This window comes from Thermococcus thioreducens (assembly GCF_002214545.1).
Classification (GTDB): domain Archaea; phylum Methanobacteriota_B; class Thermococci; order Thermococcales; family Thermococcaceae; genus Thermococcus; species Thermococcus thioreducens.
Genome location: NZ_CP015105.1, coordinates 419,652 through 435,636, shown reverse-complemented (window position 1 = coordinate 435,636; position 15,985 = coordinate 419,652). Strand labels below are relative to the sequence as shown.

Here is a 15,985-nt window from a genome sequence, read left to right as displayed (position 1 = left end):
GGTATCTACGGTGCTGGGCTTATAGGGTTAACCGTTATTTACGGCCCATCGTCTTAGGGTAAAGTTAAAAGCATCATGGGGTATGGGTATATTCGAGAGGGTGGTGTCATGTTCACGGGTAGAGCCGTCATAGCGGTTAAAATCCTCCGTCCTCTTGGGGACTGGAGCGCCGGCGATGTCGTTCTCCTCGAGGACTGGAAGGCGAAGGAGCTCTGGGAGGCCAAGATGGTTGATGTCATCGATGAGACCGACAAGGTCATAGGTGAGATAGACCGGGCCATAGCCGAGGAGCGGGAGAACGAGCCCCTGATGCCCCTCCCCGCGGGGCTGTACGAGAGGGCCGAGTTCTACATGTATTATCTAGAAAACTACGTTAGGATGAACGCGGGAGAGAGTATAGAGACGATAAACGTCAAGCTGACCAAGCTCGCCAACCTGAAGAAGAAGCTGGAGCACCTGAAGACGATACGCTTCAACAAAATCCTGAAGGCGGTTATGCTGAGGCCGAACAGCCTGGAGCTGCTGTCGAGGCTCTCACCGGAAGAGAGGAGGATATATCTCCAGCTGTCCAAGATCAGAAACGAATGGTTGGGTGAGGACTGATGGACAGGGAGGACATGATAGAGCGCTTTGCTCGCTTTCTGAGGGAGTACGTGGACGACAGCGGGAACGAGGTGTATCTCAACAAGCTCAAGGACCTGCTTACGGTTACCCCCAAGCGCTCGCTGGCGATAGACTGGACGCACCTCAACTCCTTCGACCCGGAGCTTGCTGGCGAGCTCCTCGAAAACCCCGAGGAGAGCATACTCGCCGCGGAGGATGCCATTCAAATAGTCCTCCGCGAGCCGCCCCTTCTCAAAGAGGAGGAGTTCAAGGTTCACGCGAGGTTCTACAACCTTCCGAGGACTCTCCTCGTCAAGGAACTCGGGAGCGAGCACATAAACCGGCTCATTCAGGTGGAGGGCATAATCACGCGCGTGAGCGAGGTGAAGCCCTTCGTCGAGAAAGCTGTATTCGTCTGCAAGGACTGCGGCAACGAGATGGTAAGGCTACAGAGGCCCTACGAGAACATAGTCAAGCCGGCTAAATGCGACGCCTGCGGCTCAAGGAACGTTGACCTCGACGTCGAGAAGAGCCGCTTCATAAACTTCCAGAGCTTTAGGTTGCAGGACAGGCCGGAGAGCCTCAAGGGAGGCCAGATGCCCCGCTTCGTTGACGCGATACTCCTCGACGACCTGGTGGATACTGCCCTTCCCGGAGATAGGGTTCTCGCCACCGGAATCCTCCGCGTCATCCTTGAGCAGAGGGACAAGAGGCCCATTTTCAAGAAGGTTCTGGAGGTAAACCACATCGAACAGCTCAGCAAGGAGATAGAGGAGCTTGAAATCTCGCCGGAGGACGAGCAGAAGATACGCGAGCTGGCGAAGAGGAAGGACATCGTCGATGCGATAGTGGACTCAATAGCCCCTGCAATATGGGGCCACAAGACTGTTAAGAAGGGCATAGCTCTGGCCCTCTTCGGCGGTGTGCAGAGGGTTCTTCCGGACGGGACGAAGCTAAGGGGAGAGAGCCACGTTCTGCTTGTTGGGGATCCGGGAGTAGCGAAGAGCCAAATTCTCCGCTACGTGGCAAATTTAGCGCCGAGAGCGATTTATACGAGCGGAAAGAGCAGTTCTGCTGCCGGTCTCTGCATTGCCCCTGACTCAGTTATTGAGACCAACATGGGGAGGTTTGAAATAGGCTCCCTCGTGGATAAGGTCATTCCCCAAAATGTAGGGGAACACAAGAGCGTCGATGCCGAAGCCCTTGGACTCACCGTGAAAACGAAAGACGGCGAGCGTAGAGTTCTACGTCTTTGGAAGTTAAGGTCCCCGAGAGAGCTGGTTCGCATACGCGCTGAAGATGGGAGGGAAATTATTGTAACTCCAGAAACGAGACTCCTAACACCCGAGGGCTGGAAGCAGGCTAAGGACATTAACGGTCGGGTCTTAACCGATAGGGGGGTAGTCGAAGTCTCAACCGAGATAATAGACTCCCCCTACGATCACGTCTACGACCTCACGGTTGAAGGCTCCCACAGCTTCATCGCCAGCGGCTTCGTCGTCCACAACACGGCCGCCGCAGTCAGGGACGAGTTCACCGGCTCGTGGGTTTTAGAGGCGGGTGTTCTTGTCCTAGCAGACGGTGGGTTCGCCTGTTTGCACCCGAACTCAAGGGTATTGGTAGATGGGAAGTACGTTCGCATAGAGGAGCTTTTCGAGCTTGAGAAATCCTACAAGGCGCTCTCCGACGGTCAGGTTGTGGACATTCAGGAGAAGGAGATGGGAGTTACCGCGCTAGACTTGGGAAGCATGAGGACGAAGACTTCCAAGGCCACTATAATCCGCAGGAAGCCCTGGAAGGGAGAGCTACTCAGGCTGAAGTTCCGCTCCGGCAACGAGGTAACCCTAACCCCAGACCATCTCCTCATAGACGGCCAGACCCTTGAGTGGAAGGAGGCGGAGAAGTTCAGGGCTGGAGACAAGGTAGTTGCCCCGCTAAAGCTTCCCCCGGTGAGAAACAGGGTTTACATACTTGACATCTTGCCGTCCACTTGGAAGGTCAAACTGACTCCCGAGGAGAAGAGAGAGCTGAAGGCCGAAGTTCTTAAGAGATTTAAGAGCCTCGCTGAGTTTAACAGGAAGTATGGCGTTTCAAAGGACTTTCTCTCTGGTAAGGGCTCTATAAGTGTCGGAAAGTTCAGGGAGATACTCCGTGAGCTGGGAATCTATGAGAAATGGCGCGAGAGGCCGTTAACGTACGGTCCAAACTATCGCAGGGAGCGCCTCAAAGTCGCGTACATAACCCCCGAACTCGCTTATTTCCTAGGCTTCCTTTACGGAGACGGGTGGATAAAACGGAACGGCTCGAAGGTTCACGTTCGCATAGTCCAGTCAAAGGTGCATAACCTGCAGATTGAGAACCTAAAGCGAGCCTTCAAGAGCTTCTACGATGGACGGCTGAGGGAGTACGAAAGGACCACGAGGAGTAAACTCGCGGGCAACGAGATAGAGAGTAACACGATTACGTTCCACGTCAGCTCACCATTGCTCGCGTATATTTACGAATACGTCACCAAAGACAACTTCAGGAATGCATTCTCCCTGGACGACGAGGCCCTGAAGGCCTTTGTTGCCGGGGCCTTGGACTCGGACGGCTGTGTATCAATCAAGAGCGGCAAGAGGGGAAGTGTTGTTCACGTTGATTTTCTGCTTTCGAACGACCTGGAGATGGACAGGGCCTTTGCACTCCTGCTCCGCAGGTTTGACGTGTACGCGCGCGTAATTCCTGGAAAGGGTGTGAATAGGATTCAGATAACAGGAAGAGAAGATGTAGCAAACCTACTTAACGCGGTTAGGGCGTACAGTGTCAAGATTAAGGAGATACCCGTTAAAAAGCACCTCGTCTCGTCGAGGAGTGATAAAGTTCCCACCAAGCCCGTTGAGAGAATCGCAAGGGATATCATCGAAAGTGTCCCGGCTAAGTTACTACAGGAGAGGGGGCTGTGGAGCACCGTTTATTCATACGCCAAGGGCAGGTACCAGCCCAGCAGGATTCAGCTGAGAAAGCTCATTGAGAAGCTCGGCGATGTTCTGAGTCCAGAAATCAGGATTAAGCTTGAAGTCCTCGCTACGAGGGATTACTTCCTCGATGAAATCGTCTCCATCGAGAGCGTTCCCTACGACGGCTACGTCTACGACCTCTATGTTCCGGGCGAGCACAACTTTCTCGCTGAGGGAATCATAGTCCACAACTGCATTGACGAGTTCGACAAGATGAGTGACCGCGATAGGAGTGCGATACACGAAGCACTTGAACAGCAGAGCTACCACCACGACTTCGAGCTTCTCCTGGCCGACGGCAGGAAGGTCAAGATAGGCGAGTTAGTGGATTCGCTCATCGAGGGCAACCGCGATAGAGTAATAATCGGCAAGGACACCGAGATTCTGCCCGTTGATGACATTGAGCTCCTCGCCTACGACCTTGAGAGGAAGGAAGTTGTGAAGGTCAAAGCCGACCGCGTGAGCAGGCACAAGGCCCCTGAGAAGTTCATAAAGATTAGATTCTCCAACGGAAGGGAGATAGTCGTTACGCCGGAGCACCCGATAATGGTATGGGAGAACGGTCCCAAGGAAAAACCGGCCGAGAAGGTTAGGACAAGCGACTACGTGATAGCGGTGAGGGAATATCCCAAAATCGGGGAGGAGTGCATCCCCGCCGGAGAGCTTTTGGAAAAGGTTATGAAACCCCAGAACCGGAGAAAAAAGTTTATAAGGGACAGCAGACTTCCGAAGGAAGCCTTTTTAATGAAAAAAGAGTGCGTTGAAGCCTTTCTCCGGGAGCTTTGGAAGAAAGCCGGAAGGAGCAAAGGTGCCACGCTGAGCATCGAGATCCCAAGCAGGGGGCTCGTCGAGGACATTCAAGACCTCCTGCTGATGCTGGGAATCCCATCGTCCATAGAAAAATCACCCATCGGATGGAAACTCGTCCTGCCGGCTGAAATGGCGTACTTTATGGAGAGTCAAAAAACCCGGGGAGAGTCCAACATCTATCCCCACGTTCCCGGCGAGTTCGTGAGGGATCTCCTCAAAGCTTCCAAGTTATTACGGGCAAAGCTCAAACCTTCCGAAAAGCTGGCACTCAGGAGGGAAACCGTCTCCCTAAAGATAGTCAGAAGGGTCATTGAAAGACTCGAAGATAGGATAGAAGAGGTGGGAAAAGCGATAGACGCCGGAGACGTGGCGACCCTCAGAAAAGTCGCACGGGTGTGGAACGTTTACACGAAATACGGTCTAACACAGCTGTCAGAGAGGAAAGAGCCGGAAAAGTACATTGAGGCCCTCAGGACGGAGGCCAGGCTTAAGGTCGAGGAGGCCGAAAAAATCCTCCAAGAGGTCAAGGAGAGGATCTCTCAAAACTTAGTTTTGCTTAAGGTGAAAAACGTGGAGGTAATCCCCAACGACCGCTGGAAGTGGGTCTACGACGTAACCGTTGAGCCATATCACCTCTTCGTCTCTCACGGGCTGGTTCTCCACAACACGATAAGCATCTCCAAGGCAGGCATTACCGCGACGCTGAACGCGAGGACGACTGTCATAGCGGCCGCAAACCCGAAATACGGACGCTTCAACCGCCACAAGTCCCTTCCGGAGCAGCTCGACCTGCCGCCGACCCTGCTCAGCCGTTTCGACCTCATCTTCCTGCTCCTCGATGAGCCCGACGAAAAGGTAGATGCCAGCATAGCCGAGCACATCCTCAAGGTGCGCAGGGGAGAGGCAGAGGCAGTTACTCCAAAGATACCCTACGACCTGCTCAAGAAGTACATAGCCTACGCGAGAAAGAACGTCCACCCTGTGCTGAGCAGAGAGGCAATGGAGGAGATAAAGCGCTACTACGTCAGGATGAGGAAGGGCTTTAAGAGGCCCGGCGAGGACGACGGCGTACAGCCGATTCCGATAACGGCGAGACAGCTTGAAGCTTTGATAAGGCTCAGTGAGGCACACGCGAGAATGAGATTGAGCGAGACCGTAACGAGGGAAGACGCCAGGGCGGCGATAGCGATAATCGAGGAGATGATAAGGAAGATAGCCGTTGACGAGGAGGGAACGCTCGACGTCTCGATACTTGAGGTCGGCAAGAGCTCCAGGAAGATCAACAAGATAGACAGGATGGTCGACATCATAAAGAGCCTTGAGAGCGAGGGCGAGTTCGGGGCACCGGAAGACAGCATAATCGAGGCGGCGAAGCAGGCCGGTCTCGGCTCGGAGAACGAGATAAAGAAGCTCATCAACGACCTCAAGCGGGACGCGAGGATATACGAGCCGCGCGCGGGCTTCTACCGCGTGCTCTGATTCCCACCCCTCCCCCTCCAAAAGGTTATAAACGTCTCCAGGTAGTTAAGATGGAGGTGAGAGCATGAGCGAGAAGAAGGTTGACTTTTACGATTTCGAAGGCTTACTCGATAAGGCTTACGATGAACTGCCGGAGAACGTCAAGCATCACACTTCCCGTTTCGAGGTTCCAGCGGCGATAGTCACGATAGCCGGAAACAGAACTATAATCGAGAACTTTGTGGACATAGCCGAGGCCATGAACCGCGACCCGAACCACCTGCTCAAGTTCATCCTGCGCGAGGTAGCAACGGCAGGAACACTAGAAGGAAGGCGCGTCGTCCTTCAGGGACGCTTTACCCCCTACCTCATAGGCAACAAGATGAAGAAGTACCTCAAGGACTACGTCATCTGTCCGGTCTGTGGAAGTCCGGATACGAAGATTATCAAGCGCGGACGCTTCCACTTCCTCAAGTGCGAGGCCTGCGGTGCAGAAACTCCAATCCAGCACCTCTGAGACTATTTTTCTTTTCCAAATCTGCCGGCCGATAAAAACTCTTTTAAACTTTACAAACTACAAGTAGGCGACACCTCAGCACCCAGGGGGAGTTCTCATGAGCATGGAAGAGAAAGTTAACGACCTGTATGAGAGAAAAAGGAAGATTCTTGAGATGGGCGGCGAAAAGGCCGTCGAAAAACAGCACGCTAAAGGAAAGCTGACCGCACGCGAGAGAATCGAGAAGCTCCTCGACCCGGGAAGCTTCGTTGAAATAGGTGCGTTCGTCAGGCACCGCGGAACGGAGTTCGGCATGGACAAGAAGGAGCTGCCCGCGGACGGCGTCATCACCGGTTACGGTACCATCGATGGTCGCTTGGTCTTTGTGTTTGCCCAGGACTTCACGGTCATGGGCGGTTCCCTCGGTGAGATGCACGCGGCAAAGATAAAGCGCATCATGGAGCTTGCCCTTGAAGCCGGAGCACCGGTGATAGGCCTCAACGACTCCGGCGGGGCGAGAATCCAGGAGGGCGTCGACTCGCTCAAGGGCTACGGCGAGATCTTCAAGATGAACACCATCCTCAGCGGTGTCGTTCCGCAGATAACCGCGATAATGGGCCCCTGCGCCGGTGGAGCCGTTTACAGCCCCGCCATAGGGGACTTCATCCTCATGGTGGACAACCCGGCGAGCTTCATGTTCATCACCGGCCCGCAGGTCGTTAAAGCTGTGACGGGTGTCGAGGTCACGCCGATACAGCTCGGCGGTGCCATGGTTCACGCCCAGCGCTCCGGACAGGCCCATCTCGTGGGCAAGAGCGATGAAGAGGTTCTGGCACTCATAAGGAGGCTCATGAGCTACCTCCCGTCCAACAACATGGAGAAGCCGCCGCGCGTCAAGACGAACGACCTGCCCTTCAGGAAGACCGAGAACCTCTACTCCATCGTCCCGGACGACCCGAACAAGGGCTACGACGTGAGGCAGGTAATTTACGAGATAGTTGACCGCGATGAAAACGGCAACCCGGACTTCTTGGAGATCCTTCCCTACTTCGCCCCGAACGCGGTTGTTGGATTCGGAAGGATGAACGGCCAGACCGTCGGTATAGTAGCCAACAACCCGATACACTTCGCCGGCGTTCTCGACATAGACAGCTCCGATAAGATTGCCAGGTTTGTTAGAACCTGCGACGCATTCAACATCCCGATAGTCACCCTAGTTGACGTTCCGGGCTACCTGCCGGGAACCCAGCAGGAGTACGGCGGAATCATAAGGCACGGCGCAAAGGTTCTCTACGCCTACGCGGAAGCTACAGTCCCGATGGTGACAGTTATCCTCAGGAAGGCCTACGGTGGAGCATATCTCGCGATGGGAAGCAAGCACCTCGGAGCTGACTTCGTCTTCGCCTGGCCCACCGCGGAGATAGCGGTCATGGGGCCGGAGGGAGCGGCCAACATCATCTTCAGGAAGGAGATAGCTCAAGCCGAGAACCCTGAGGAGGTTCGCCAGCAGAAGATAGCCGAATACCGCGAGCGCTTCGCCAACCCGTACGTTGCCGCGGCAAGGGGCTATATAGACGACGTTATTGATCCCGCCGAGACCAGGGCAAAGATAATCCTCGCCCTTGAGGCGATGGAGAGCAAGCGCGTCAAGCTCCCGCCGAAGAAGCACGGCAACATACCGCTGTGAGGTGTTAGGGATGGTATCAATGGCAGAGTTCATGGAGGGCCTGAACATCACGGCCCTCGGAGTGACGGTGGTCTTCGCCGTCCTCACCATTTTGGCACTGGTGCTCTACTTCGTCGGCTGGCTGGAGAGGCGGCTTATTGAGAGGGAAGAAACCGCCGCGCCGGTTTCAGCAGCTCCCGAAGTCAGAGAGATCAAGGAGGAGAAGCCGGCCATACCGCCGAAAGACCTCGCGGTCATAACCGCTGCAATCCTCGCGTACACCGCCGAGAAGGCCTCACAGCTCAGGCCCCTCCCGTTCAAGAGGAAAGTTTCAGACGCCTGGCGCCTCTACGGCGTCCAGTCGAGCATGGAGGAAGTTGAGGACTTCAACTATGAACTTGGGAAGTGGTGAAGATGGCGAAGGTTAAGGTCATCGTTGATGGTGTTGAATACGAGGTTGAGGTTGAGGAACTCGGAATGGGTAGATTCAGGGTTGTCTTCGAGGAGAAGGAGTACACCGTCGAGGCCAAGGGGCTCGGGATAGACGTGAGCACCCTGAGCGCGGTTCCTGCCGCTGGCGCCCCGAGTGCCTCTGTGCCTGTCCCGGCCCCCGCCCCAGCTCCTGCCCCGGCCGCGCCGGCAACCCCAACTCCCGCCCCAGCAGGAGAGGGCGCCGTCACAGCCCCAATGCCCGGCAAAATCCTCAAAATCCTCGTCAAAGAAGGCGACCAAGTCAAAACCGGCCAAGGACTCCTAATCCTCGAAGCAATGAAAATGGAAAACGAAATACCCGCACCAAAAGACGGAGTAGTAAAGAAAATCCTCATCAAAGAAGGCGACACCGTAGACACAGGACAAACACTAATAGAGCTCGGGTGATGGGTGATGGCAGCACTGGAGCAGGCAATAATAGACTTCTTCGAACACATGGGATTGCTCAACCTCACAGTAGGAAACATAGTCATGATAATCGTCGGTCTGACGCTGGTGTATCTGGCCATCAGATACGGGATGGAGCCCCTCCTGCTGCTCCCGATAGGCATCAGCGCGGTTCTCGTCAACCTGCCGCTGAGCCACCTCGTCAACTGGCCTGTGGCACCGCAGCTTCCCCCTGGAATGGAGGAGAACATATTCGCCACGATGGCATATCTCAACCAGCAGTACGGACCGCCGGGGCTCTTCGACCTGATATACTACCTGCTGATAAAGACGGAGATAGTGCCTTTGCTGATATTCTTCGGTCTCGGGGCAATGACCGATTTCGGCCCCATGATAGCCGACCCCAAGACGGCACTCCTCGGTGCCGCTGCCCAGATAGGTGTTTTCATAGCCATGCTGACTGCAATAGCCCTCGGATTTTCGCTGAATGAAGCCGCCTCGATTGGTATCATCGGTGGCGCCGATGGGCCGACGACGATATACCTCACGACGAAGCTCGCGCCCCACATCCTGGGTGCGACGGCAGTTGCTGCCTACAGCTACATGAGCTTGGTTCCGCTCATCCAGCCACCGGTCATAAAGGCACTGACCAGCAAGGAAGAAAGGAGGATACGAATGGAACAGCTCAGGCCAGTGTCCAAGAGGGAGAAAATCATCTTCCCGATAATCAGCATGATAGTCATAGCCCTTCTCGTCCCCACGGCCGCACCCCTCGTCGGGATGCTCATGATAGGAAACCTCTTCAGGGAGAGCGGCGTCGTCGAGAGGCTCAGCAAAGCGGCCCAGGAGGAGCTGATGAACATCGTCACGATATTCCTTGGCCTTGGCGTCGGCTCCACCATGCGTGCCGACAGCTTCCTCACGGCACAGACCCTCATGATCCTGGGACTGGGAATAGTCGCCTTTACCAGCGCCACCGCCGGAGGCGTGCTCCTCGGAAAGCTCATGATGAAGCTCTCGGGGGGCAAGATAAACCCGATGATTGGCGCTGCCGGAGTCTCAGCGGTTCCAATGAGCGCGCGCGTCGTCCAGAGGATGGCCAGCGAGGAAGACCCAGGGAACTTCCTCCTCATGCACGCAATGGGCCCGAACGTTGCCGGTGTCATTGGAACGGCCGTCGCGGCTGGAGTGCTCCTCTCTGTTCTGGGCTGAGGCCTTCCCATCTTTTTGTCAATTTTTGAATGAAAAGCTTAAAATAGGAGAAGGGCCCTTTAACTTAAAGCGGTGGTGAAAGAAATGCGCGTGAAGACTTTGATGACCCCTGATCCGGTCGTGATAGAGCTTCCGGCGACGAGGGAGTACGCCCTCAACCTCTTCAAAAAGCATAAGGTAAGGTCATTTCCCGTTATCAACAAAAACACCAAAGCCCTCGCAGGGATTATAAGTATAAAACGTGTCCTCCTACACCCCGACGAGGAGCAGCTCGCCATGCTCATAAGGAGGGAAGTGCCCACCGTCAAACCCAACGATGACCTCAAAAAAGCTGTTCGGGCAATGCTTGAGATGGACTACAGGCGCGTCGTGATTGTTGACGAGGAAAAGAGGGTTCTTGGAATACTTACAGTTGGGGATATTGTAAGGCGCTATCTGGCAAAGAACGAGAAGCTGAAGAATGTGACGATTGAGAAGTACTACCAGAAGAACGTCGGTCTCGTCTGGCAGGGCACTCCCCTCAAAGCAGCACTCAAGGCGCTCCTGCTCTGCAACGCCATGGCAATTCCGGTTATAGACGACGATGGTAACCTCGTGGGGATGGTCGACGAAACCGACCTCCTCAAGGACAGTGAAGTTGTAAGGGTCATGAAGCAGACGGCACTGGCGGCATCAAGTGAGGAGGACTGGATACTGGAGAGCAATCCGACACTGCTCTTTGAGAAGGCAGAGCTCCAGCTCCCCAAGAAGCCCGTGTCCGAGATAATGAACCGCGAGCTCGTAGTTGCGACGCCCCACATGAGCGTCTACGACGTGGCTCAAAAGATGGTGCAGTACCACATCGAGCAGCTCCCAGTCATCAGGGGCGAGGGCGAGCTGGTGGGCATCATCAGGGATATGGACATTATAAAAGTCATCCTCAACAAGTGAGTTCCCTGCATTAATCTCTCTTTTCTTAAGGGTGGTGTCTGTGAGGGAGATAAAGCTCTCCATTTTCGGCTTTGGAAACGTTGGGAGGGCCGTTGTACGGGTTTTGCTGGAGAAGGGGGCGCTCTTCCGCGAGAGATACGGGGTAGAATTCAAGGTTGTGAGCGTGGCGGATACCAGCGGAGTTGTCTGGCTCCCCGAGGGCATAGACCCCAGGGAGGCGCTCATCATAAAGGAGAACTTCGGAAAGCTATCGTCATGGACGAACGACTACGAGGTCTATAACTTCACACCCAGCGAAGCGGTCAGGGAGATAGATTCTGATATCGTCGTGGACGTCACCAACGATAAAAACGCCCACACCTGGCATCTAGCTGCTCTGAAGGACGGCAAAGCCGTCGTTACGAGCAACAAACCGCCCCTGGCCTTTCACTACGCCGAGCTGATGAAGGAGGCTGAAGGGAGGAACCTGCCCTATTTCTTTGAAGCAACAGTTATGGCGGGGACGCCGATAATAACCGTCCTCCAGGATGGACTGAAGGGAGACACCGTTGAGCGGATAGAGGCGGTTCTAAACGCGACAACTACCTTCATTCTAAGCCGGATGGAGGCAGGGCTTGATTTTGAGGAAGCACTAAGGGAAGCCCAGGCCCTCGGGATAGCCGAGAGGGACCCGAGCGGGGACATCCTTGGGATAGACGCGGGGTACAAAGCAACGATACTCCACTGTCTTGCGTTTCATCCTCTGACGTTCGATAGGGTGAAAAGACGGGGAATAGAAGAGATAACCCCTGAAGATGTCAGACGTGCCCAAGGAAGGGGGAACACCATAAGGCTCGTTGCCGAGATTGAAGACGGAGCGGTCACCGTGGAGCCGAGGGAAGTTCCGAGAACGAACCCTCTGGCTGTTGAAAGCCACGAGAACACCGCGGTGATAAGGACTGACCTGCTCGGAGAGCTGGTCATCACGGGTGCTGGAGCCGGGCTGAAGGAGACGGCAAGCGGAGTGGTGGGCGACATCATAAAGGCCTCGATGAAGCTTAGGGAATCCTGATTCTCCCCTCTCCTGCTTTTACTACCAAGTCCACCTTCCCGAAGCGGTGGGGGGTCACCTCAACGATGATTTTCCCACAGGGAGTTTCTATTTCCCTCTTCCCAACCGGTGGGAACAACTCCCTCCTGAAGATTTCGCCGGAGGAATCTCTGATAACCAGGCTTGAAGTCAAGTAGTCAGGGACGAGAAGGAAGGTCTTTCCTTCGCACGACACTCTAATCGCTCGAAGCCGGTTCGCCAGAACCAGAAAAAGGAGAGCTACGGAAACGTTCACAAGTGGGAAAACCACCCGGTTTGTGGTTAGACCTATGGCAAGGAACGGAATTGACAGCGCGAGGTAGAATAGCCCCAACCTCCATAGCCGTTCGCTCTTCACGTGGACTTTTTCGAGCCTCATCAAGGCAGCCTCCCCAACGGTTCACCTTCAAACCTCACGAGGAGCTTTCCATCAACGAGGTCAAAGTAGAAGTCCCCAACTTCAACGTAGTCGGCAACCTCGCCCTTCCAGAGGGGTCTGCCGTTTTTCTGGATAATGACATTGAAGGGTGGCTTTCTTCCCCTGACGATAACTTTAAACTCGTCTTTACCAGAGGAGACCATGAGGGCACTCTTTCTGCAGGCCTCGAACAGGAGGGAGAGGCCGAATATTCCGAAGAACATGCCGAAGAGTTCTTCCACGTAATGGCCCACGAGAACCCCAATCAGCACAAAGATTACTCCGATGGAGAGATAACCCGTCCTCCATGCCGTCACCCTTCTCACCGAGGACATATTACCATCACCAGTCCTAATTGAAAGCCAAGATTTTTAACCTTTTTTCAAAAGTGTGTGCGGTGAAACTATGGAGCACGTGATAGCGCTCCACCAGGTCTACGCGGAGCTGATATTCCGCGGACTGAAGACGGTAGAGCTGAGGAAGGCCAGGGCATTCAGCGAGGGGGACACAGTTTTCCTCTACGTTGCAAGAGGGAACCCCTACGAGCTGAGAGACACGCTTAGAAGGCTCGGCCTCCACGAGGAGCAGACGTTAACGAGAAGGGGAACCATTGCAGGAGGCTTCGAGGTGGGCGAGGTAATAAAGGCAGACCTCGACACGCTCTGGGAGATGACGAAGGAAACCAGCGGGCTGGCCCTTGTCCACGGAGAGAACGGGAAGCGCTGGCTGGGAGAGTACATCAGGGAGTACGGCTACGCATTCACAATAGAGAGGCCTTTCCTCTTCAAAGAGCCGATGAGCAGGGAGGAGATGAAGGAGCGCTACGGAGTCCACGTTGAGGGCATAATCCACCTATCAAGAAAGACGAGAAAGGGGTGGGTTAAGAACCTGATAGAGGACCTCCTCACCAGGGATGCAATATATCTTTAACCCCCGTTCTCTTTGTCCCCTTCCGGCTCAACGAGGACGTATGGGCCGAGACTGAGGCTCCTGATTTCCTCCTGCGTCAAAAGCCTGCTCTTTACCTTCTCGCCGATGAGGGCGCTGTTGCCGAGGGGATCCATGATCCTCACGGTGAGCGGTTTTTTGCCCTCCTTAACCTCTTCTATATAATCGAGTATCTCCTCGGCTTTTCTGACGGCCTCCTTATCCCCCTCCTGTTCTCTGAAGTGCTTGGCCATTATGAGGGTCTCCCTGACGCGCTCTAAAACGCCTTCAACGTTGCTGACGAAGCCTTCAGCGGCAGGCCCGGGTTCTATCTTGACCCCTATCTCCTCCAGCTCGATGGTTCCGCTCTTGCTCCTGACGACTCTTGTAAAGAGATCCTTTTCCTCCTCAACCTTTACGCTGTAGAGCTTCGGCGGCCTGTCCTCCAGTATCATGACGTCAGCGTTTCTATATCCACAGCGCTCACAGATTATCGTGCTCTCCATGACCTTCCCGAAGTAAGGAATGTCGTGAACGTACTGAAGGGCTTTGAGAGTACCCTTGCCGCCGCAGATTGGACAGTCCCCCAGCCGGATTTCCTGAATCTCACCTTGCCTCTCGGTCATCTCTCACCACCGAAGAATAGAGTCACCAACCATTTATAAAATCGTGGGTAGAAAAGAAAGGCCTCACTTGGCAATCCTTATGTCCGCAGGGACGAGAATCAGCTTTATCTCGTGCTTGCAGATTTTAGCGGCCTGTCCTCCGAGGGCACTGACCATTCCCTTTATCTGCTCGGCAACCTTTTCAAGAACCTCCGGCTTGACCTCAAGCGGGGTGAGGTCGACCAGAATTATGTTGCCGTTCTGGAGCTCCTCCGAGATTCTCTCAAGGTCGGCGTAGCTGGTAACGACGATCTTCTTGAGGTACCTGACTTGGGGCTTGACTATCTCCTTAGCAAGAACATCCTCCTCAAGAGGAATGACATCGATGTCACGCCTGGGAGCTACCTCCTTTTTAATCGCCGCGGGCGGCTTCTTCTTGGCCTTTTCGTCCTTCTTTTTGAGGCTGTCAAACAATCCCATAACTGTTCCCCCCAGTTAATCGTAAGGCTGGATTAATTTGGGCATTGGTGTTTATATCTCTTTCTGAAATGTTCTCCTGGCGTACCATTCAAACGTTGTCAAATACCCATAGCTAAACCCAGCTTCTGCCAAGGATGGTACATAGGCCTTATAATCTATTATTACCCTCTTTGCTTGACGAAAAATTGGAGGTTTCAGAATGATCTACAAAGACCCAACCAAGCTAAAAATCCTAAAGAGCATGGAGTTTATCAAACAAATAGGGGTTTATACCATTCTCTGCGTTGGCAGATTTTTCTTCCCCCATCCAGAGCTCAAAACCTCACCATCTTTCGAGTTCTATGGAACAGTGGCAGCGTACTTCCTGCTAACACTGGCACTTGTTTTCAGCTACGAAATTCTTCACGACGCTTTTTCATCCAATAGAGACGAGTTCTCAAAGGCAACTCCTAAAGAAAGATGGATGCTCAGGCTCTTCACTTCTGCATACTTTGCATTTCTACTGGCGACTCCAGAGGAAGAAAAACTAACGCTTTTGGTCGCGTGGGTATTTGGGACAACCCTGGCGTATACTGTCACAAAGGTAAGGCTTAGAACGCTTTAAACAAACAGAAAGAAAGGTTCACTCGGCCTTAACGGCCTCAAGAACCTTCTCCCTTATCTCGGCGGCCTTCTTCAGGGCGAGGTCAACTGCGTACATGACCTCCTCCAGTTTGAAGCTCCCGCCCTCGCTCTTCTGGACAGAGGAAATCATGCCGTTCTCGTCGATGGTGATGGTTATCCTGCCGTCCATGACGCGCTCCTCGTCGAGGTTCGGGTCGGCGAGCAGGCTGCCGCCGATCTTGGCTATGGTCACCGGGATCGGTATCTTGCTCACCGGCAGGGGCTCGTACTCGTCGAGAACCTGGACCTCATCCTTCTCCTCGTCGTAGATGACCTTCGGCATCTTCGTGCTCAGCAGTGCCGCTATGGCACCTATTCCGCTGGCATCGAGGAGGTTCCCGTCGTAGTCAAGGACGTGGACGTCGATGAAGACGACACGGACGAGCTTGCCGGGGACGATGACGAGCTTCTCCAGCTCCACTGCCTGGCTTTCCCTTATGCCCCTGTCCACAACTCTGGCCAGCTCTATGGCGTTCTCGTCCGGCGGACCGGGTTCAAAGCTCGGGGAAGCGAGCGGCACGAGCTCGACGTTGGTGGTTATAACGCCCTTTTCGGGGAGGTCGGGGAACGGTTCACCCATATCGACCTTTATGCCAACGAGAACCTGGGTGTTGCCGAGCCTGACCCACGCCGAACCTTCCGCCTTCTCAATGACGTTGACCCTGACCTCAAGGTCACGGTAGTCTTCAAGGCCGCGGCCGTCTATGCGCCTGCCCTCCTTGAGGAGGCTCAGGATGTGGTCGCGCATTATGCTGGCCATCACTTCCATC

The 15,985-nt window shown here is 54.4% G+C and carries 16 protein-coding genes; 11 read left to right on the top strand and 5 right to left on the bottom strand.

Translation table 11 applies throughout. The annotated features are described in order from the left end of the window. Positions 1-108 precede the first annotated feature (108 nt). The 9 genes from A3L14_RS02295 to A3L14_RS02255 all read left to right on the top strand — a co-directional run bounded on the left by A3L14_RS02295 (position 109) and on the right by A3L14_RS02255 (position 12,104). Positions 109-603 carry a hypothetical protein gene (locus A3L14_RS02295; protein ID WP_055429612.1) on the top strand — a complete coding sequence of 165 codons (495 nt, stop codon included), beginning with the start codon at positions 109-111 and terminating at the stop codon, positions 601-603. Continuing rightward, positions 603-5,891, top strand: a complete 5,289-nt coding sequence (locus tag A3L14_RS02290) for an LAGLIDADG family homing endonuclease (RefSeq protein WP_055429611.1) — start codon at positions 603-605, stop codon at positions 5,889-5,891. Before A3L14_RS02295 ends, A3L14_RS02290 begins: the two co-directional genes overlap by 1 nt. A gap of 64 nt (positions 5,892-5,955) precedes the next feature. Next, positions 5,956-6,387, top strand: coding sequence for a translation initiation factor IF-2 subunit beta (locus A3L14_RS02285; protein WP_055429610.1), 432 nt, complete (start codon positions 5,956-5,958; stop codon positions 6,385-6,387). Between the two features lie 97 nt (positions 6,388-6,484). After that, the gene (locus A3L14_RS02280) at positions 6,485-8,053 is read left to right on the top strand and encodes a carboxyl transferase domain-containing protein (protein WP_055429609.1); all 1,569 of its coding nucleotides are present in this window, start codon (positions 6,485-6,487) and stop codon (positions 8,051-8,053) included. A gap of 19 nt (positions 8,054-8,072) precedes the next feature. Further along, a complete protein-coding gene (locus A3L14_RS02275) occupies positions 8,073-8,444 on the top strand; it encodes an OadG family protein (protein ID WP_055429680.1) in 372 nt (123 codons plus the stop codon). Positions 8,445-8,446: 2 nt separating this feature from the next. Next, the gene (locus tag A3L14_RS02270) at positions 8,447-8,911 is read left to right on the top strand and encodes an acetyl-CoA carboxylase biotin carboxyl carrier protein subunit (RefSeq protein WP_074631432.1); all 465 of its coding nucleotides are present in this window, start codon (positions 8,447-8,449) and stop codon (positions 8,909-8,911) included. A 6-nt stretch (positions 8,912-8,917) separates the two neighbouring features. Further along, positions 8,918-10,123: a sodium ion-translocating decarboxylase subunit beta gene (locus A3L14_RS02265; RefSeq protein ID WP_055429812.1), complete on the top strand. Its 1,206-nt coding sequence runs from the start codon at positions 8,918-8,920 to the stop codon at positions 10,121-10,123. A gap of 84 nt (positions 10,124-10,207) precedes the next feature. Next, entirely contained in the window at positions 10,208-11,053 is an 846-nt protein-coding gene (locus A3L14_RS02260) for a CBS domain-containing protein (RefSeq protein WP_055429813.1), read from the top strand. Positions 11,054-11,093: 40 nt separating this feature from the next. Continuing rightward, the gene (locus tag A3L14_RS02255) at positions 11,094-12,104 is read left to right on the top strand and encodes a homoserine dehydrogenase (protein ID WP_055429814.1); all 1,011 of its coding nucleotides are present in this window, start codon (positions 11,094-11,096) and stop codon (positions 12,102-12,104) included. On the opposite strand, the gene A3L14_RS02250 is transcribed toward A3L14_RS02255, so the two are convergent. Continuing rightward, positions 12,091-12,501, bottom strand: coding sequence for a hypothetical protein (locus tag A3L14_RS02250; protein ID WP_055429815.1), 411 nt, complete (start codon positions 12,499-12,501; stop codon positions 12,091-12,093). The genes A3L14_RS02255 and A3L14_RS02250 overlap by 14 nt on opposite strands. Then, positions 12,501-12,875 (bottom strand): hypothetical protein, encoded by a 375-nt coding sequence (locus tag A3L14_RS02245; protein ID WP_055429816.1) that lies wholly within the window; start codon positions 12,873-12,875, stop codon positions 12,501-12,503. The genes A3L14_RS02250 and A3L14_RS02245 overlap by 1 nt, the downstream gene beginning before the upstream one ends. Positions 12,876-12,945: 70 nt before the next feature. Here A3L14_RS02245 and A3L14_RS02240 point away from each other — a divergent pair, with 70 nt between their 5' ends. Continuing rightward, on the top strand, positions 12,946-13,470 hold the full coding sequence (locus A3L14_RS02240; RefSeq protein ID WP_055429817.1) for an ASCH domain-containing protein: 525 nt from the start codon (positions 12,946-12,948) through the stop codon (positions 13,468-13,470). Here the strand turns inward: A3L14_RS02240 and A3L14_RS02235 are convergent. Together A3L14_RS02235 and A3L14_RS02230 are read right to left on the bottom strand one after the other, a co-directional pair. Then, positions 13,467-14,093, bottom strand: coding sequence for a ZPR1 zinc finger domain-containing protein (locus A3L14_RS02235; protein WP_055429818.1), 627 nt, complete (start codon positions 14,091-14,093; stop codon positions 13,467-13,469). The two genes, A3L14_RS02240 and A3L14_RS02235, sit on opposite strands and share 4 nt — an antisense overlap. A gap of 63 nt (positions 14,094-14,156) precedes the next feature. Beyond that, complete coding sequence (locus A3L14_RS02230) at positions 14,157-14,552, bottom strand: cell division protein SepF (protein ID WP_055429819.1); 396 nt, start codon at positions 14,550-14,552, stop codon at positions 14,157-14,159. A 199-nt stretch (positions 14,553-14,751) separates the two neighbouring features. Between A3L14_RS02230 and A3L14_RS02225 the strand changes: the two genes are divergently transcribed. Then, entirely contained in the window at positions 14,752-15,156 is a 405-nt protein-coding gene (locus tag A3L14_RS02225; RefSeq protein ID WP_055429820.1) for a hypothetical protein, read from the top strand. 18 nt (positions 15,157-15,174) lie between these two features. On the opposite strand, the gene rrp42 is transcribed toward A3L14_RS02225, so the two are convergent. Continuing rightward, complete coding sequence (gene rrp42 / locus A3L14_RS02220) at positions 15,175-15,984, bottom strand: exosome complex protein Rrp42 (protein WP_055429821.1); 810 nt, start codon at positions 15,982-15,984, stop codon at positions 15,175-15,177. Between the last annotated feature and the right edge of the window lies 1 nt (position 15,985).